Genomic DNA, 17,663 nt, shown 5'->3' on the forward strand with positions numbered 1-17,663 from the left:
GGCTTTCCGTTTCAATGCTTCGACCCAAAAGCATAAAACTAAAAAGTCCAGCTCGGCTTCTTAGGTCGCCAGCTGGACTTTAGTTTTATAAGCTTTTAGGCTTGCAGGATTTCTACTACAATCCCTAAGCCGGGTTAAACGAAAGAAAGGTGTTCTCAAATTAATTTGAGAACACCTTTCAAGTTATATTAAGTAATCATTTTCGACTAATGACTAGTTATTTTTATTATAATCAGCTAAGAATTTTTCCAATCCACTATCGGTTAGAGGATGTTTTAAAAGTCCTTCAATAGAAGACAATGGTCCAGTCATAACATCAGCACCAAGTTTAGCACAGTCAATGATGTGCATGGTGTGTCTTACTGAGGCTGCCAAAATTTGTGTTTCAAACATATAGTTATCGTACACCAATCTTATTTCTTCGATCAGATTCAAACCATCTGTAGAAATATCATCCAAGCGACCAATAAATGGAGAAACGTATGTAGCTCCAGCTTTGGCTGCAAGAAGCGCTTGCCCAACAGAAAACACAAGCGTACAATTAGTTCTGATTCCTTTTTCTGAAAAATATTTAATGGCTTTTATACCTTCTTTTATCATTGGAACTTTTACTACGATCTGGTTATGAAGTTTTGCAAGAGCTTCACCTTCTTTTACAATCCCTTTAAAATCAGTAGAAATAACTTCGGCACTTACATCGCCGTCTACAATTTCACAAATTTTGATGTAGTGATTTTTAATATTTTCTTCACCAGTGATTCCTTCTTTAGCCATTAAAGATGGATTGGTAGTTACCCCATCTAGAATCCCAAGATCCTGAGCCTCTTTGATCTGGTCAATATTTGCTGTATCAATAAAAAATTTCATATGAATGTGTTTTAATTACAAATTTACAGTTTATAGTGTTTAAGCAGCATTTTTTCAAAAACTTTATCAGGAAGAATATGTTTGAGAAAAACTGATATTTTTTGAGTAAAATCGCCAACTTTATAATGGATTTTTGGATTCGATTTTTGCATGATGACATGTACACTTTTTGCCATGAGACTTGGATCTTTTCCATGATCCACATGCTCGTCCATAAGCTTCAAGCTTTTCTCATAAACTTCATTATAAGGAGAGTTTTTTTGAATCGGAGCATGGTATCTTCCTGTAGCAATGTTGGTCGCAAAATCTCCAGGAGCAACATTACACATTTTGATGTTGAAAGCTTTCAATTCCATCCGGTAAGCCTCAGTAGTCAACTCTAACGCACCTTTAGTGGCAGAATAAAATCCTCTAAAAGGAAGTCCCATATGGCCAGCAATGGAGGTAATATTAATAATGAAACCTTCTTTATTTGACCTCATATGCGGTAATACAGTGTTTATGACTCTTAAGGGTCCAAAATAATTAGTTTCAAAAATATTCTTTTGCTCTTCCTCAGGAATTTCTTCCATTGGTCCGGTGATTCCAACGCCAGCATTATTGATAAGAAAATCTATTCTTCCTTCTTTCTTAATAAGAATATCAACTGCAGATTTTACACTTTCTGTATTGGTTACGTCAAGTTTCAGGAAATGAATTCCGTTGATTTCATCTTGCTTAGGCTGTCTTGAAGTTCCGTAGACTTTGTAGTTATGTTTGGCTAAATATTCGCCAATAGATTTTCCGATCCCTGAAGAGGCTCCAGTAATCAATACGACGTTTTGCATTAAGTTTACGTTTTTACGCAAATATCCAACTTAAAGGCTTAAGAAAAAAATGAGGGAAAGGTTTGGGAATAAAAAAAGGCAAGCTACCTACATCACACCGCTACAACTATCTACCCTTGCTGCGTTCCCGCCCTGGGGGATTCGAAAGGAGCTGGTTGTGTAGGACTTGCCGGTTGCAAATATACAATCTTATTTAACTTCAACAAGTTGTTTTCTATTCTAATTCCCTATTTTTACTTTGTATTTCAAATTGAAAATTATGCGAAATTTTAAGTTGTTGGTATTCATATTTTTAACATTAATTCTTTTTTCTTGTGATGAAGATTTATCTAAAGATTTTAAAATTCAGTTAGATAATAAATCCAAAACTTTAAATAATAGCGAGGTGCTTAAAGGAAATATAAAAGCATTGAAAGATCACGAGGTAAATTCAGTACAAATTAGATTTCAAAATGAAATTATATCAGACCTCAAATTATCAGAGTCCTTTTCTTTTGATTTATCTCAAGTAAAATTAGGAAATCATAGCCTAGAGATACTTCTTGAAGTTAATGGAGAAGAGGTAAAATTTTCTGAAACCATCAAAATTTTGAATAGTAAAAAACCATTGTTATACACGTATGAAGTTGTAAATACATACCCACACGATATTTTGGCGTATACTCAAGGATTGGAGTTTCACGGTGATACTCTTTATGAAAGTACAGGACAGCGTGGAGAGTCGAGTTTAAGAAAAGTAAATTATGAAACAGGGGAGGTTCTTCAAAAAGTGGAATTGGATCAATTTTATTTTGGAGAAGGGCTTACAATCCTAAATGATAAGATTTATCAGTTGACCTGGCAATCTCAGGAAGGTTTGGTCTATGATCTCGAAACTATGAACATGCTCAATAAATTTGCTTATTCTGAAAGTAAAGAAGGTTGGGGGCTTTGTAATGATGGTGAAAAACTTTACAAAAGTGACGGCACCGATAAAATTTGGATCTTAAATAAAGAAAGCCTCGAAGAAGAATTTTATATCCAGCCTACGACCAACAACGCTATTTTAAATCAAGTTAACGAGTTGGAGTGGGTTGAAGATAAGATTTATGCCAACACTTATCAAAAGGACGGCGTGGTAATCATAAATCCTAAAACCGGTGCTGTTGATGGTGTTGTTGACTTTAGAGGACTCAGGGACAAAGTTAAGCAGCATTCAAGATTGGATGTGTTGAATGGAGTTGCTTACCATAAAAACTCCGATAGACTTTTTGTAACAGGTAAGAATTGGGATAAACTTTTTGAAGTGAAACTCACTGAAAAATAAATTCACAATTACTAGCATCCAATTCCTTATACAAATTTATGAAACAGTTTTTTCTTTTAGTCTCAATTCTAATGTTCATAGTCTTGAGTTCATGTAGGGATGATTTTGAGTCCGAACCTAGCTTTGGAGAACTGGAATTTTCTCAGGATACGCTTTATCTTGATACGGTGTTTACCAATATTGGTTCTAGTACTTATAGCTTTAAAGTCTACAATAGGAGTAGTCAGGACATCATTATTCCCACGATTCAACTAAATGAAGGAGGGAATTCAAATTTTAGATTAAATGTAGATGGAGTAGCTGGTAAAACCATAAATAACATTAATATATTATCTAGAGATAGCATTTTTGTGTTTGTGGAAGTTACTGCAGATATTCAAGAATTGAGTCAAAATCAACTTTCATTTTTATATACGGATCAAGTCAATTTTGATTCTGGGGCAAATCAGCAAAAAGTGGAACTTGTAACTTTGATCCAGGATGCTAATTTTTTATTTCCGGAGAGGTTTCAAGACGGATCCACAGAAACCTTGAGTCTTGGTCTTGATGCTGAAGGAGAAGAAATACAAATAGATGGATTTATTTTAGATCAAGAGCATTTGACGTTTACCAATGAAAAGCCCTACGTGATCTACGGTTTTGCGGGAGTACCTTCAGGAGAAACCTTAACAATAGAGCCTGGAGCGAGAGTTCATTTTCATGAAAATAGTGGTATTATAGTTTCCAACGGTGCATCTTTGAAAGCAAAAGGAAGTTTAAGCTCAACTGATCTCTTGGAAAACGAAATAATTTTTGAAGGAGATAGACTTGAACCTGAATTTTCTAATGTTCCAGGACAATGGGCTGCTATATGGCTTACTGAAGGTAGTACTGGTCATGAATTTGACTATGTGACTATAAAAAATTCGACAGTTGGTATTCTAATGGATTCCAATGATGGATCCTCAGAACCAACTTTGAAAATTAAAAATACACAAATTTACAACTCGGCTAATGTTGGATTATTGGCTCGAACTGGCTTCGTAGATGCAGAGAATTTAGTGATTAATAATAGTGGGCAGTCCTCTTTAAATCTTTCTCTTGGGGGTCGATATAATTTTAGGCATTCAACATTTACCAATTATTGGAGAAATAGTTTTAGACAATTCCCTGCAGTTCTTATAGAAAATAATTTGGAAGCAGGTGAAACTCTTTTTGTTTCAGATCTTGATGTCAATTTTAGTAATTGTATCATTTATGGTAATGAATCCATAGAATTACTTTTTAATAAATCAGATCAAGCTGAGTTTAATTATAAGTTTCAGAATACTCTATTACGTTTCAACGATATCAATAATCAGTATACGGACAATGAACTATATGACTTTGAAAATCCAGATTTATTTGAGAATTTAATTACTAATGAAGCACCTCAGTTTCAAAACACTGAAGAAAACCAAATGATTATTGGTGAAGAATCAGCTGCGAATGGAGTTGGAAACCAGGATACAGCGAACATAGTACCCTTTGATATTTTGGGGAAAGATAGAACTCAAAATCCAGATTTAGGTGCATACCAGAGTATTCAGTTTGAAGATTGACCTTGTTATTTTAAATTTCTAAATGGCCTAAGTTAATCCAAAATGTCAAAGGGCTTTATAAATAAAAACACCCTGCTTTAAGTTACTAAGGCCGGGTGTTTAATTTTTATAAGTATTCTGCAATTTTATTGACCTAACTCTTCACTGTTTCAGCAAATAAAGGTTTCTGACTCATCATAGAATGAACTTGCTCCCTGATAGATTCAAGATGGGATGTGTTTTCAAAGTTTTTGATAACATCATCAATCAAGTTAACTATTTTTTCCATTTCATTTTCCTGTAAGCCTCTTGTAGTTATAGCAGGAGTACCAATTCTAATTCCTGAAGTTACAAATGGTGACTTATCATCAAAAGGAACCATGTTTTTATTAACTGTAATTCCAGCCACACCAAGTGCTTCTTCAGCTTGCTTACCTGAAATATTTTTATTTCTGAGGTCAATCAATATCATGTGATTATCTGTTCCACCTGAAATAATTTTATAATCTCTTTCCATAAATGCTTTAGCTAAGGCTGAAGCGTTTTTGATCACTTGCTTTTGGTAATCTACAAATTCGTCTGTCAAAGCTTCGCCAAAAGCAACTGCTTTTGCAGCGATAATATGTTCTAAAGGTCCCCCTTGATTTCCAGGAAAGACTGAACTGTCCAGCATGCTCGACATTTTCTTTAGATTTCCATTTTTGAGTTTTTCGCCAAATGGGTTTTCAAAATCTTTGCCCATTAAAATAATTCCTCCGCGGGGACCACGTATGGTTTTATGTGTTGTAGAAGTTACAATATGGCAATATTCAATAGGACTTTGTAACAATCCGGCAGCAATGAGTCCTGCAGGATGGGCCATATCTGCCAATAAAATTGCACCAACTTCATCTGCAATTTCTCTAAAGGTTTTATAGTCGATTTCTCTGGAGTAAGCAGAGGCACCAGCGATAATCATTTTTGGTTTTTCTTTGTGTGCAACTTTCCTTACCATATCGTAATCGATAAGACCAGTTGATTCTTTAACTCCGTAAAAAACAGGATCATAAAGCTTACCAGAAAAGTTAACAGGAGAACCATGCGTAAGATGACCACCATGAGAAAGATCAAATCCTAAGATTTTATCCCCAGGCTTTAAACAAATAGAAAAAACTGCGGTGTTTGCCTGAGAACCGGAGTGAGGTTGAACATTGGCATATTCTGCGCCAAATAATTTTTTTAATCGTTCTCTTGCGAGGTCTTCAACTTTATCTACTACTTCGCAACCACCATAGTAGCGTTTGCCCGGATAACCTTCAGCATATTTGTTGGTAAGAACAGATCCTGCAGCATCCATCACATCTTGGCTTGCAAAATTCTCACTTGCAATCAATTCCAAACCATTGGTTTGTCTGTTTTTTTCCTCAAGAATTAAGTCTGAAATAGCCTTATCTTTCATCTTTATATTTTAAAGTTAAATGTGATTCAAAATTAACTAATTTGGATGGTTAATACAGTTAAAATAATATATTTGAAGGAAGTTTTAAGATTAATTTGAAATCCCTAAACCTTAACTTATGTCCTTAAAAGCAAATGATCCCTCAAGACAAACGTGGTTGGATCTTCCAGATAACACTGATTTTCCAATTCAAAATATCCCTTTTGGCGTTTTTCTTACTCGTGATGACATCATCACAATTGGAACTCGTATCGGCGATTATGCTATAGATTTAGGGGCTTTGCACCAGTTAGGGTACTTTAAAGATATCCCGCTTACAGATGATATTTTTCTTCAAGATAGTCTAAATGACTTTATTGCAGATGGGAGAAAAACATGGAGAGCGGTTCGGAATAGAGTCGCAGAGTTATTTGATGTCAAAAATGATGAATTGAAATCGAATACTAAAGACAAGGAAACTATCCTTTTTACTTTGAACGAAATCGAAATGCAGATGCCTGTTCAGGTTGGGGATTATACAGATTTTTATTCCAGTAAAGAACATGCTACAAATGTTGGTAAAATGTTCCGTGATCCAGACAATGCATTACTACCTAACTGGTTACACGCACCTATAGGTTACCATGGAAGAAGTTCATCCATTGTGCCAAGTGGAATTCCAATTCATAGACCTCAAGGTCAAAAATTACCAAAAGGATCTGACGAGCCTATTTTTGGCCCAACACGGCATTTGGACTTTGAACTTGAAATGGCATTTATCACCACAGCCAGCAATGTTTTAGGTGAACCTATCCCAGCAGCAGAAGCAGAGAACTATATTTTCGGAATGGTTCTTTTTAATGATTGGAGTGCGAGAGATCTCCAAAAATGGGAGTACCAGCCTTTAGGACCTTTTTTAGGCAAAAACTTTGGTTGTTCAATTTCACCTTGGATTGTCACTTTGGATGCTTTAGAACCCTTCAGAGTTGAAGGACCTTCTCCAGTTAAAAAGTTATTACCATATCTTGAAACAATTGGCAAAAAGAGTTTTGACATCAGTTTGTCGGTGTCAATTCAACCAGATAAGGGCGAAGAAACTACGATTACTAAGTCCAATTTTAAGTACATGTATTGGAATATGAGTCAGCAATTGGCTCATCACACAGTAAATGGATGTCCTGTAAATAGTGGGGACTTGATGGCTAGTGGAACTATTTCCGGTCCAACACCAGAATCCTATGGTTCAATGCTGGAATTATCTTGGAATGGTTCTAAGCCTATAAAACTTAAAGGTGGACAAGAGCGCAGGTTTATTGAAGATAATGATACTGTGATACTACGTGGTTATTGTCAGAACTATGAAGTTAGAATTGGATTTGGAGAGGTTTCAACTAAAATTCTTCCAATATTTAAATCTTAATTAAGTATCTAGAAATCTCGATTGTTCATCTTCTGAGGGCATCGGACATGTTTCTGACTTTCCGAACCATTGGTAACGATTTCTTGCTACATAGTCATAAATAACATTTCTAAAGCCTTCTGGTAAAAATAAAAAAAGACTTAATGCGGGGTATAATCCGCTTAGGTCTTTACTAATTTCTAAAGCGGCTGTTGATTTAATATAATAGGCATTTCCTGGGTCTATTACAATTATAGAATCAATTTTTGAAGTGTTAATTCCACGTTCTGAAGTTAATTTTTGACCTAAATCACTCTGTAATGAAGCAAACCTGAAAATATCTTTTTTATCCCTTTTCATGATAAACCTTACCGAAGCATTGCAGAAATTGCAAACACCATCAAAAAGAACAACTTTTTTATCTTCTGGTAAATCCATTATTTTGCTCGCTTTACAAGTTCTAATTGGTCATCGGAAACACTGGTGGTAAACATTCCATAGTTGACGACTACTTTTCCTTTTTCAAATTTATCGATTGTTCCCACAGCTCTTCCGTCGTAAATTCTTACGGAATCTCCTTCTTTCAGTACAGGTTTATCAGGAGTTTTGGAAGCATTATTTTCTTCCTTTATCTTCTCTTTTTTCTTTTTAGTTCTTATTTTTTCGACTTTTTCTTGAGCCTCCTCTTTTATTCTCTTCTCCTTTTCTCTTTGAATTTTCTCATCCTTTCGAGTTTGCTTGATTCGTTTTGAATTCTCACGCTCGATGATTTTTAAGATATTGGAATAGAGTTGGTTTTTATTTTTATTGTTAAAATATTGTAGGCCAATTTTATCAACCTTTTCACCAATACCAATCATGCGTTGGTTGCTATCATAAAGCTCTTGATAACTTTCCAGTTTCTGTTGAATTTTAGAATTGATTTCATCAAGCTTTTCTTGTTCTTTTCGGGTTTCGTCGGTTTTTGACTTTAATTCTGAATTTGTTTTTGCAAGCTTAGAACGTTCCATTTGCAACTTGGCGATACTTTTATCAAACCTGATTTTGCCACGTTCAACTTTTTTCTTAGCCCTGTTGATTAAGCTGAAAGGAATTCCGTTTTTCTGAGCGACCTCAAAAGTAAATGAGCTCCCTGCTTCTCCAAGTTTAAGTTCAAATAATGGCTCCATGGTATAACTATCAAAAGCCATATTGGCATTAACAATTTCTGGATTTTCATTAGCCATCATTTTCAAATTGGCGTAATGTGTTGTAATAATGCCATAGGCTTTTTTCTCATGAAAAACTTCAAGAAAAGTTTCAGCTAAAGCACCTCCAAGTTCAGGATCGGAACCTGTTCCAAATTCATCGATTAGGAACAATGTTTTGTCATCGCATGTTTTTAAGAATTTTCTCATGTTCTTCAAGCGATAACTGTAGGTGCTTAAATGATTTTCTATGCTTTGATTGTCGCCAATATCTGTGAGTATTTTATCGAAAAAACAAATTCTGGAATATTCATGCACTGGGACCAACATACCAGCTTGGAGCATGATTTGTACTAGACCAATAGTTTTCAAGGTGATACTTTTTCCGCCTGCATTAGGACCAGAAATCACGATGATTTGTTGGGAGTCATCTAATGTAATATCCTGTGGATAAGTTTTTTCACCAATTTTGTTGTGATTTATCAGTAAAAGAGGGTGATAAGCGTCCTTGAGGTAAATCTCTTTTTCAGCTGTAATTTTTGGAAGTAAGCCGTCGTAAAGTTCAGCGTATTTTACTTTTGCTGAAATTAAATCAACCTCACTTAAGTAATTTTGATATTGTTTCAAAAGATCTACGAATGGTCTTAAATAATTCGTGAGTGCTTTCAGAATCTTATTGATTTCCTCTTTTTCCTCGTATACAGCTTCATCCAATTCTCTCTCAGACTGTTGAGTCTCCTCGGGTTGGATGTAAACAATATTCCCAGACTTTGAGCTTCCCAACATAGCCCCTTTCACTTTTCGCTTGTGCATAGCAGTAACTGCCAAAACTCTAACGCTGTCTACAACAGACTCTTTTATATCATCAAGATAACTGTAACTGCTATATTTGGATAATGCTTTTGAAAAACTCGAGTTGATTTTTCCTTTTGCAACATTTATCGTCTTCCTAATCCTGAATAATTCAGGTGTAGCATCATTTCTAATATCTCCAAATTTGTCAATAATTCGATGTATCTCATCTACAATCGCTGTAGTGTATTCGATTGGCTGAGTAGACCTGTAAAGGTTTGGATACAATTCTTTATATTTTTGAAAATACTTGATGTGAATATTACAGGTTTCAGAAAGATTCAAAATTTTCCTAAATCCGTTCAACTCCATGACAGAGCCTTCAATGTTTAAAATTTTGATGGCTTCATCGACACTCTCAAACCCATGGTTAGGAATAGGTTTTTCCTGTAAAGCAGACGATTTATATTCTTCTGTCTGGTTAAGGTGAAAGTGAATGGATTTATAAGAAGAGTATGGAGTAAGCTTTAAAGCTTTTTCTTGTCCCTTGTTTGTTATACAGTAGTGACTCAATTGTGAGCAAACTGCTGGAAATTCTAAATCTATTAAGGCTTTTTCGCTTATGTTTATCATACTAAAATTCTACATTCGTAGTTCCACAAAAATACGTATAATAAATGGAGGTTCAGATTGAAGCAAATTGGAAAAATATCTTAAAAGATGAGTTCGAAAAACCTTATTTTGAGTCGCTTATTAAGTTTGTGAAATCAGAATACAAGATCAATAAATGTTATCCCAAAGGCTCAGATATTTTCAATGCATTTGAGTTTTCTCCATTTGATGAAACCAAGGTGGTTATTCTAGGTCAGGATCCTTATCATGGACCAGGTCAAGCTCATGGGCTTTCGTTTTCTGTTCCAAAAGGAGTTGCTGTGCCACCTTCCCTACAGAATATTTATAGAGAAATGAAAGACGACTTAAATGTTGATTCTCCAAATCACGGAAATTTAGAAGATTGGGCGAAACAAGGCGTTTTACTGCTCAATGCCACCCTAACTGTAAGAGCACATGAAGCTGGAAGCCATCAAAATAAAGGATGGGAGATTTTTACAGACGAAGTTATCAAGAAACTATCCGCAAATAAGGAAGGGATTATTTTTTTGCTGTGGGGTGGATTTGCCAAAAAGAAATCAAAACTTATCGATTCTAGTAAGCATCATATTTTAACCTCTGGTCATCCGTCACCTTTAAGCGCTAACCGTGGATATTGGTTTGGTAATAAACATTTTAGCAGCACCAATCAACTTTTACAGGAACAAGGCGATGATGCAATTCGATGGTAACTTATTTATCGGCAAAAACAGGATCTGATTTCTTTTGGGACTGAGACCAGATTTTTTGCGTGTTAATTTTTATTTTCTTTTTGGTTGATTTTTTTTGAGAGTCACCGCAATCACAACTGTACCTTAATAGAAGGAAGTTAATAATTATAAGCCAGGCTATAGCAATTACATAAATCATATAAAAGATCATTTAGGATGAATAATTCTTTCAATTATAAGATGTACAAAAAATAAATTGGTTGCGTGTTTTAAAAAATAAATTCAGAATATTTCTTTTCTTGATTGATAAGATTTAGATCTTTAAGCTTTTTCTGAGTGAAATAAACATCATTTTCAGAAAGCTGATGCTGACTCCATTCAGTGATTTTAAGCCACTCTTTTACATCCTTGATTTTTAGGTGATAACGTTTAGAAATGAGTTCCTCAATATGATTCAAACTTTTTAAAGTTTTACTTTTTTGATTTAGAGGTTTTAATAATTTCTCAATCACTTCAGAATTATCTTCCAAAAATCCGTCTGTAGTTACAATAACAAAGCAAGGCCAGGGCGTGGGTTCGTCTCCAAGTCTTCTGAAAATTCCATTATCAACTAACGGCTTTGTAGTAAAATGTTCCCAGAGGAAATAATCTGATGTTCCTTCAGTGAGGGATTTTTTTGCCCCAGCAAGATTTTGCGTTGTTTTGAAATCTAATTTACTTGTATTCCAGTTTTGATGATTTGCATGGACGTAGGTCATAAGATGAGATCCAGAACCGAAACGGCTTATGGCTGCGGTTTGATTTTTCAAATCTTCAATTTTCTTAAAATCTGAATCTGCATGAACGTGAATACCCCACATGAGTGGACTTTTCACATAGGTTTGAATAATTTTGAAAGGACTGCCATCACAAATTTCTTTTATGGAGCCTTCGGTGAGCATAACAGCTACGTCTATATCTCCATTTTTTAAAGCTTCGCTCATTTCACCGGTGCCTCCGTGAAAATCTGTCCAAGTGACGTCAATGCCACTCTCTTCAAAATTTCTATCTTCAATACATAAATGCCATGGCAAATTGAAATGTTCTGGAACTCCACCAACTTTTATCTTTGTCATAAATCTTTTTTAATACTTGGCAAGCTTGTTTAGCGTTAATTGTATGAGTGAATCGACAGCAGCTTTTGGATTTTTACTAAAATTTCCTGTGGATCTATTAGCAATGATTGCATTCATTGACAAAGCACCATGACCAAGAAGTTTTGCTAGTCCATAGATAGCGCTGGTTTCCATCTCTAAATTGGTTATTGTTTTTCCATTAAAATTAAAATCAACCAATTGATCAATAAATGTCGGATCTTGAGTTTCTAGCCTAAGGGTCCTGCCCTGAGGGCCATAGAAGCCTAAGTTAGTTCCTGTAAAACCAGAAATAACGTTTTCTTCAGTTTTAAAAAGATTAATTAAGTCAGCATCTCCACCTACAATGTAGGGTTGAGGCTTTTTTGAAGAAATCTTTAGATGTTTACAAAGTGCTTCTGTAGCCTGATCATTTAAAATATCGTTCTTGTAGTAATGGATTAAACCATCAAAACCAACTCCAGCTTCACTCATTATAAACTTATCAAGTTCAGCATGAGGTTGTATTCCCCCGGAAGTTCCAATTCTGATAAAATTCAATTTTTGATGTTTTGGTTTAATTTCTCGAGACTCAAGATCAATATTTACCAAGGCATCCAATTCATTTATGACTATGTCTATATTGTCTATTCCAATCCCTGTAGAAATAACGGTCATTTTTCTCCCCTTGTAAAATCCAGTTTGGGTTTTGAATTCCCTTTTCTGAGTTTCAAAGATAATCTCGTCAAAATAGGAAGTCACTTTTGCAACTCTATCCTGGTCTCCTACGGTTATAATGATATCAGCGATATCTTCTGGTTTTAAGTTAAGGTGGTATATACTTCCGTCTGGATTTAATATCAATTCTGATGATGCTATAGGCATATTTTATATTTTGAAAAGGCTTGAGTAAAAGGACTCTCGCCGTTATTTTATTGTTTTTTGGAAAAAACCAATCTTACCAAAAAGTCTCAGCAAGAAAATAATTTAATCCAGATTAACCTCCAACGCGTTTCACGTTGAAACCAAGATCTTTTAACAGCTCCATGATTTGATCTCTATAGTCCCCTTGTATGATAATCTCTTCATTCTTGTGGCTACCACCAACACCAATATCCTTTTTAAGGTATTTTGTAAGGTTTTGAAAATCTTTTTTGGCTCCTGTGTAGCCTTTTATTATCGTATTGGCTTTTCCTTTTCTTTTGGAAAACTCACAGATTAATGGATCTGCTTGTAACCAGATATCAAGTTCGTCAGTTTTAGAAGTCGATTTCTCTTCTGCCTGAGGTTCATGATCTGGGAATAAGTCTTTAAGTTGGTCTTTTAGATCCATGTTTTATTCTTTTATCAGTCCTATTTCAACTAGTCGCTGATGCAGAAATTCTCCAGCAGTAATGTCTTCATAGTGCTTTGGATTTTCTTTATCAATACATTCTTCAAGACAATCCAGTCTCATATCGCTTCTAGGATGGAGGAAAAAAGGTATGGAATATCTAGGCTTGTCCCATTCTTCTTTAGGTGGATTTACAACCCTATGAATAGTAGATCTCAACTTATTATTGGTATGTCTCTCGAGCATGTCACCTACGTTGATCACGAGTTCATCTTCTTTAGGTACAGCGTCAATCCATTCACCATCCTTACGCTTAACCTGTAATCCTCCTGCAGATGCACCCATCAATAAAGTGATCAAATTGATATCTCCGTGCGCTCCGGCTCTCACTGCACCTTTAGGTTCTGTTTCGATAGGCGGATAATGAATTGGTCGTAAAATGGAATTACCATTACTTGCCCAATGGTCAAAGTAATATTCGTTCAGACCTATATATAGCGCTAGCGCTCTTAATACATAAATACCAGTTTTTTCCAGCATTCTGTAGGCTTCCATCCCTACCTCATTAAATGCAGGTAATTCATCCACCTTTATATTTTCTGGATATTCCTCAATCAGTTTTGCATCTTTCTCGGGCTCTTGCCCGAAATGCCAAAACTCTTTAAGATCACCTTCTTTTTTACCTTTAGCATGTTCCTTTCCAAAAGAAACATAACCGCGTTGCCCTCCCAAATCTTCTCTTTCGTATTTCTTTTTGGTGTCTTCTGGGAGGTTGAAAAAGGTTTTAATCTGACTATATAATTCTTCTACTAGTTTTTCATTTAAAAAATGATGATTCAATGCTACAAAGCCTATCTCTTCATAGGCTGAACCTATTTCATCAACAAATTTTTGCTTTCTTTTTGGATCCTCTGATAAAAAATCTGATAGATCTACACTTGGGATATTTGTAATGGACATGCTTTTAAATTTAGAAAAACAAATTTAATGAATTTTATTCAACAAGAATTTTAGTAATCTACATAATTAAAAGTTTTCATTATAATACATTTGGTGAGACAATTAATATGTAATCTATGAATTTTGAAGATCCTACTTTATCCAAAGAACAACATGTAGATTTATTCAAAAGTATTTTGAAGCCACGACTTATCGAAGAAAAAATGCTTGTGCTTTTACGACAAGGCAAAATCTCGAAGTGGTTTTCAGGAATTGGTCAAGAAGCGATAGCTGTAGGAGTAACTAAATCTTTAAAATCTGAAGAATACATTCTACCAATGCATAGAAATCTTGGAGTGTTCACTGAAAGAAAGATTCCTTTGCAACGCCTGTTTTCTCAATGGCAAGGAAAGTTAAACGGATTCACTAAAGGTAGAGATCGCAGCTTTCATTTTGGAACACAGGAGTACAAAATCATTGGAATGATTTCTCATCTGGGCCCACAACTAGGAGTCGCAGATGGTATTGGTCTGGCGCATAAATTGAAAAATGAAAAATCTGTAACCGCAGTATTTACGGGTGAAGGTGGAACAAGTGAAGGTGATTTTCATGAAGCACTCAATGTCGCTTCAGTGTGGGATCTTCCGGTATTGTTTTGTGTGGAAAATAATGGGTATGGACTTTCCACGCCAACCAGTGAACAGTTTAAGTGTGAACATATCGCCGATAAAGCCTTAGGCTATGGGATGGAGTCGCACATTATTGATGGCAATAACATCGTAGAAGTTTATACTAAAGTCAATGAGATTGCAAAAAGTGTAAGACAAAACCCAAGACCTGTATTGCTTGAATTCAAAACCTTCAGAAGAAGAGGACACGAGGAAGCTAGCGGCACTAAATATGTGCCCGCCGAGCTCATGGAACATTGGGAAAAGTTAGATCCTGTTAATAATTATGAGTTGTTTATTTTGGAATCTGGCATTTTAAATCGTGATGAGATTGATTCAATTAAAACTGAAATAAAATCAGAAATAGATGAACACCTTAAAATAGCAAATAAGGAGCTTGAAGTTGAAGCTGATCAAACCAAAGAATTACAGGATGTTTTTCAAGGGTATGAGTTCAAACCTCAAATGCCCTCTTCAAAAAAAACAGAGCTACGCTTCATCGACGCTATTTCTGATGGTTTGAGACAAAGCATGGAAAGACATGATGATCTAGTCATTATGGGACAGGATGTGGCTGAGTATGGTGGAGTCTTTAAAATTACAGAAGGGTTTGTAGAGAGATTTGGCAAAGATAGAGTGAGAAATACACCAATATGTGAGTCGGCTATCGTCACAACAGCTATGGGGCTTTCTATTAAAGGAATGAAGTCCGTCGTAGAAATGCAGTTTAGCGATTTTGTAAGTTCTGGATTCAATCCTATTGTAAATTATTTGGCCAAAGTTCATTACAGATGGGCGCAAAATGCAGATGTAGTGATTCGAATGCCTTGCGGTGCAGGAGTAGGAGCAGGACCTTTTCACAGCCAGACCAATGAAGCTTGGTTCACCAAAACTCCTGGCTTGAAAGTCGTCTATCCTTCAACTCCTCAGGAAGCTAAAGGCTTATTGATAGCATCTATTGAAGATCCAAACCCAGTCTTATTTTTTGAACATAAAGCATTATACCGAAGCATAAGGGGGGAGGTTTCCGTTGATTACTTTACAATTGAACTAGGGAAAGCCAATTTGATACGTGAAGGAAATGATCTTACGATCATCACTTATGGTGCTGCAGTTCATTGGGCTACTGAACTACTTAAGAAATATCCTGAAATTTCAGCAGATCTTATTGATCTGAGGACATTGTCACCACTGGATGAAGAGGCTATTTTTAAATCTGTCAAGAAAACAGGAAAAGTTATTATCCTTCAGGAAGACTCTATATTTGGTGGGATTGCGTCGGATATTTCAGCTTTGATTTCAGAAAATTGCTTTGAATATTTAGATGCACCTATAAAACGTGTGGCAAGTTTACCAACTCCAATTCCTTTTTCCAAAAATCTTGAAGATCAATATCTAGGTAAAGAAAAATTCGAAAGTGCATTACTTACTTTAAATAATTATTAAAAAAATCTTAAAGCCAAAGTTTCGCCGTACCTTAGATACTGAATTATAAAATTCAAAATTATGATACGATGGATAATCACATTTCTTATTATTGCTTTAATAGCAGCTGTTTTAGGATTTGGCGGAATCGCTGAAGGTGCTGCAGATATTGCAAGAATAATTTTTTACATTTTTATTATCTTATTTGTTATTTCTTTAATTGGAAAGCTATTCAGACGATAAAAAAAATAATTAAATCCGTAGTTTTGTTAAATCAAAAACTATGGATTTTTAATAATCTTAAATACTACTTATGAAATACACACTTACATTGATTGTTGCTTTTCTACTGATTTCCTGTGGAACTTCATATCAAGCAAATCAAGTCGAGAAAGAATTTATAGGCGACTGGATTTTGGAATCAGTTACCTATCCAGATTCTTCTGGTTTGTTTGATGTCGAACTTTTTAATGTTGCAGATGCTTCTTGTTTTGACAATTCAACCTGGAAATTTATTCCAAATAATAGTACAGGAAGTTTCATCCTGGATGGAAATGATTGTACTAAAACCGAGCAGCAATTTACATGGTATATTGATAAAACTACAGCTAAGAACATTAATCCTGAAATACTCCTAAAAGTTACTACTGGACAAAAAGCTAGAAAAGTCGATACAGGTACGCGGATAAAAATTAAATCTTTGTTAGCGGATCAAATGATTTGGGAACAAAACGTTATGTTTAACGGTAAGCAAATAAAAATACAAATGACATTTTCAAAATTTTAGACATGAAAAACTTTCAAAGTAATTTTTTAATAATTTTAGTGGCTTTCGCTTTCTTGTTTAGTTCTTGTGAAGCTACCAAGAACACTAACAAAACTCAACGTGGAGGTGCTATAGGCGCTGCAAGTGGTGCTGTAATCGGTGGTGTAATTGGAAATAATACTGGTGATGGTGACAACTCTGTACTTGGAGCAATTATTGGCGGTGTAGTTGGTGGTGCAGCCGGTGCATACATTGGGAACCGAATGGACAAACAAGCTAAAGAAATAGAGGAAGAGATTCCTGGAGCAGAAGTAACAAGAGTTGGTGAAGGTATCAATGTGACTTTTGATGAAAATTCTGGAGTTTATTTTGCAACCAACAAATCCAATATTGAAGGAAAATCTGAAATTTCATTACTGAAACTTATCAATATTTTCCAGAAGTACCCTAAAACTAATATTATTGTAGAAGGTCATACTGATTCTTCAGGTAGTGATACTTACAACATGAACCTTTCCAAAGAACGTGCTCAGTCGGTATCTTACTATTTGACCAGTAATGGAATTGACAGTTCAAGAATTCAAACCAATTGGTTTGGTGAAGATCAACCAAAATATGATAATTCTACAGCAGAGGGTCGTTCCAAAAATAGAAGGGTAGAATTGGCTATTGTTGCTAATGAAGAATTGAAGGAAGAAGCTAAACAAAAGGCTGAATAAACCTTAAAAAATCAATACGGAAAAT

17 protein-coding genes and 1 other RNA gene are annotated in these 17,663 nt (G+C 35.1%); 8 read left to right on the forward strand and 10 right to left on the reverse strand.

Annotated features, from left to right (window positions below):
- Positions 1–213: 213 nt before the first annotated feature.
- The 3 genes from fsa to ffs all read right to left on the reverse strand — a co-directional run bounded on the left by fsa (position 214) and on the right by ffs (position 1,866).
- Entirely contained in the window at positions 214–867 is a 654-nt protein-coding gene (fsa, locus tag LB449_RS04020) for a fructose-6-phosphate aldolase (RefSeq protein WP_224453786.1), read from the reverse strand.
- A gap of 23 nt (positions 868–890) precedes the next feature.
- The gene (locus tag LB449_RS04025; protein ID WP_224453787.1) at positions 891–1,694 is read right to left on the reverse strand and encodes an SDR family oxidoreductase; all 804 of its coding nucleotides are present in this window, start codon (positions 1,692–1,694) and stop codon (positions 891–893) included.
- Positions 1,695–1,767: 73 nt separating this feature from the next.
- An RNA gene (gene ffs / locus LB449_RS04030) (signal recognition particle sRNA small type) lies at positions 1,768–1,866 on the reverse strand.
- A gap of 87 nt (positions 1,867–1,953) precedes the next feature.
- Between ffs and LB449_RS04035 the strand changes: the two genes are divergently transcribed.
- The gene (locus tag LB449_RS04035; RefSeq protein WP_224453788.1) at positions 1,954–3,000 is read left to right on the forward strand and encodes a glutaminyl-peptide cyclotransferase; all 1,047 of its coding nucleotides are present in this window, start codon (positions 1,954–1,956) and stop codon (positions 2,998–3,000) included.
- A gap of 38 nt (positions 3,001–3,038) precedes the next feature.
- Entirely contained in the window at positions 3,039–4,580 is a 1,542-nt protein-coding gene (locus tag LB449_RS04040) for a hypothetical protein (RefSeq protein ID WP_224453789.1), read from the forward strand.
- A gap of 133 nt (positions 4,581–4,713) precedes the next feature.
- On the opposite strand, the gene LB449_RS04045 is transcribed toward LB449_RS04040, so the two are convergent.
- A complete protein-coding gene (locus tag LB449_RS04045) occupies positions 4,714–5,997 on the reverse strand; it encodes a serine hydroxymethyltransferase (protein ID WP_224453790.1) in 1,284 nt (427 codons plus the stop codon).
- A 118-nt stretch (positions 5,998–6,115) separates the two neighbouring features.
- Between LB449_RS04045 and fahA the strand changes: the two genes are divergently transcribed.
- The gene (gene fahA, locus LB449_RS04050) at positions 6,116–7,396 is read left to right on the forward strand and encodes a fumarylacetoacetase (protein WP_224453791.1); all 1,281 of its coding nucleotides are present in this window, start codon (positions 6,116–6,118) and stop codon (positions 7,394–7,396) included.
- Here the strand turns inward: fahA and LB449_RS04055 are convergent, their stop codons facing one another.
- Together LB449_RS04055 and LB449_RS04060 are read right to left on the reverse strand one after the other, a co-directional pair.
- The gene (locus tag LB449_RS04055) at positions 7,397–7,813 is read right to left on the reverse strand and encodes a thiol-disulfide oxidoreductase DCC family protein (RefSeq protein WP_224453792.1); all 417 of its coding nucleotides are present in this window, start codon (positions 7,811–7,813) and stop codon (positions 7,397–7,399) included.
- On the reverse strand, positions 7,813–9,987 hold the full coding sequence (locus LB449_RS04060) for an endonuclease MutS2 (protein WP_224453793.1): 2,175 nt from the start codon (positions 9,985–9,987) through the stop codon (positions 7,813–7,815). The genes LB449_RS04055 and LB449_RS04060 overlap by 1 nt, the downstream gene beginning before the upstream one ends.
- A gap of 44 nt (positions 9,988–10,031) precedes the next feature.
- Here LB449_RS04060 and LB449_RS04065 point away from each other — a divergent pair, with 44 nt between their 5' ends.
- The gene (locus tag LB449_RS04065; RefSeq protein ID WP_224453794.1) at positions 10,032–10,697 is read left to right on the forward strand and encodes a uracil-DNA glycosylase; all 666 of its coding nucleotides are present in this window, start codon (positions 10,032–10,034) and stop codon (positions 10,695–10,697) included.
- Positions 10,698–10,945: 248 nt separating this feature from the next.
- Here the strand turns inward: LB449_RS04065 and LB449_RS04070 are convergent, their stop codons facing one another.
- The 4 genes from LB449_RS04070 to LB449_RS04085 form a co-directional block, all read right to left on the reverse strand.
- Positions 10,946–11,791 (reverse strand): substrate-binding domain-containing protein, encoded by an 846-nt coding sequence (locus tag LB449_RS04070; RefSeq protein WP_224453795.1) that lies wholly within the window; start codon positions 11,789–11,791, stop codon positions 10,946–10,948.
- Between the two features lie 9 nt (positions 11,792–11,800).
- Positions 11,801–12,673 (reverse strand): nucleoside phosphorylase, encoded by an 873-nt coding sequence (locus LB449_RS04075; RefSeq protein WP_224453796.1) that lies wholly within the window; start codon positions 12,671–12,673, stop codon positions 11,801–11,803.
- A 112-nt stretch (positions 12,674–12,785) separates the two neighbouring features.
- A complete protein-coding gene (locus LB449_RS04080) occupies positions 12,786–13,121 on the reverse strand; it encodes a translation initiation factor (RefSeq protein WP_224453797.1) in 336 nt (111 codons plus the stop codon).
- A gap of 3 nt (positions 13,122–13,124) precedes the next feature.
- Positions 13,125–14,081 (reverse strand): isopenicillin N synthase family dioxygenase, encoded by a 957-nt coding sequence (locus LB449_RS04085; RefSeq protein WP_224453798.1) that lies wholly within the window; start codon positions 14,079–14,081, stop codon positions 13,125–13,127.
- Between the two features lie 116 nt (positions 14,082–14,197).
- Between LB449_RS04085 and LB449_RS04090 the strand changes: the two genes are divergently transcribed.
- From LB449_RS04090 to LB449_RS04105, 4 genes are all read left to right on the forward strand, one after another.
- Entirely contained in the window at positions 14,198–16,174 is a 1,977-nt protein-coding gene (locus LB449_RS04090; protein WP_224453799.1) for an alpha-ketoacid dehydrogenase subunit alpha/beta, read from the forward strand.
- 60 nt (positions 16,175–16,234) lie between these two features.
- Entirely contained in the window at positions 16,235–16,396 is a 162-nt protein-coding gene (locus LB449_RS04095; RefSeq protein WP_224453800.1) for a DUF1328 domain-containing protein, read from the forward strand.
- 70 nt (positions 16,397–16,466) lie between these two features.
- Positions 16,467–16,940 carry a lipocalin family protein gene (locus LB449_RS04100; RefSeq protein ID WP_224453801.1) on the forward strand — a complete coding sequence of 158 codons (474 nt, stop codon included), beginning with the start codon at positions 16,467–16,469 and terminating at the stop codon, positions 16,938–16,940.
- Between the two features lie 2 nt (positions 16,941–16,942).
- Positions 16,943–17,638 (forward strand): OmpA family protein, encoded by a 696-nt coding sequence (locus LB449_RS04105; protein ID WP_224453802.1) that lies wholly within the window; start codon positions 16,943–16,945, stop codon positions 17,636–17,638.
- Positions 17,639–17,663: the final 25 nt, after the last annotated feature.

Origin of the sequence: Psychroflexus lacisalsi (genome assembly GCF_020164495.1) — a bacterium.
Classification (GTDB): domain Bacteria; phylum Bacteroidota; class Bacteroidia; order Flavobacteriales; family Flavobacteriaceae; genus Psychroflexus; species Psychroflexus lacisalsi.

Coding starts and splice junctions, on each gene's coding strand:
- LB449_RS04080 (WP_224453797.1), bottom strand. CDS start 13,121: ATGGATCTAAAAGACCAACTTAAAGACTTATTCCCAGATCATGAACCT.
- LB449_RS04045 (WP_224453790.1), bottom strand. CDS start 5,997: ATGAAAGATAAGGCTATTTCAGACTTAATTCTTGAGGAAAAAAACAGA.
- LB449_RS04065 (WP_224453794.1), top strand. CDS start 10,032: ATGGAGGTTCAGATTGAAGCAAATTGGAAAAATATCTTAAAAGATGAG.
- LB449_RS04100 (WP_224453801.1), top strand. CDS start 16,467: ATGAAATACACACTTACATTGATTGTTGCTTTTCTACTGATTTCCTGT.
- fahA (WP_224453791.1), top strand. CDS start 6,116: ATGTCCTTAAAAGCAAATGATCCCTCAAGACAAACGTGGTTGGATCTT.
- LB449_RS04090 (WP_224453799.1), top strand. CDS start 14,198: ATGAATTTTGAAGATCCTACTTTATCCAAAGAACAACATGTAGATTTA.
- LB449_RS04025 (WP_224453787.1), bottom strand. CDS start 1,694: ATGCAAAACGTCGTATTGATTACTGGAGCCTCTTCAGGGATCGGAAAA.
- LB449_RS04060 (WP_224453793.1), bottom strand. CDS start 9,987: ATGATAAACATAAGCGAAAAAGCCTTAATAGATTTAGAATTTCCAGCA.
- LB449_RS04035 (WP_224453788.1), top strand. CDS start 1,954: ATGCGAAATTTTAAGTTGTTGGTATTCATATTTTTAACATTAATTCTT.
- LB449_RS04085 (WP_224453798.1), bottom strand. CDS start 14,081: ATGTCCATTACAAATATCCCAAGTGTAGATCTATCAGATTTTTTATCA.
- LB449_RS04040 (WP_224453789.1), top strand. CDS start 3,039: ATGAAACAGTTTTTTCTTTTAGTCTCAATTCTAATGTTCATAGTCTTG.
- LB449_RS04055 (WP_224453792.1), bottom strand. CDS start 7,813: ATGGATTTACCAGAAGATAAAAAAGTTGTTCTTTTTGATGGTGTTTGC.
- LB449_RS04105 (WP_224453802.1), top strand. CDS start 16,943: ATGAAAAACTTTCAAAGTAATTTTTTAATAATTTTAGTGGCTTTCGCT.
- LB449_RS04075 (WP_224453796.1), bottom strand. CDS start 12,673: ATGCCTATAGCATCATCAGAATTGATATTAAATCCAGACGGAAGTATA.
- LB449_RS04070 (WP_224453795.1), bottom strand. CDS start 11,791: ATGACAAAGATAAAAGTTGGTGGAGTTCCAGAACATTTCAATTTGCCA.
- fsa (WP_224453786.1), bottom strand. CDS start 867: ATGAAATTTTTTATTGATACAGCAAATATTGACCAGATCAAAGAGGCT.
- LB449_RS04095 (WP_224453800.1), top strand. CDS start 16,235: ATGATACGATGGATAATCACATTTCTTATTATTGCTTTAATAGCAGCT.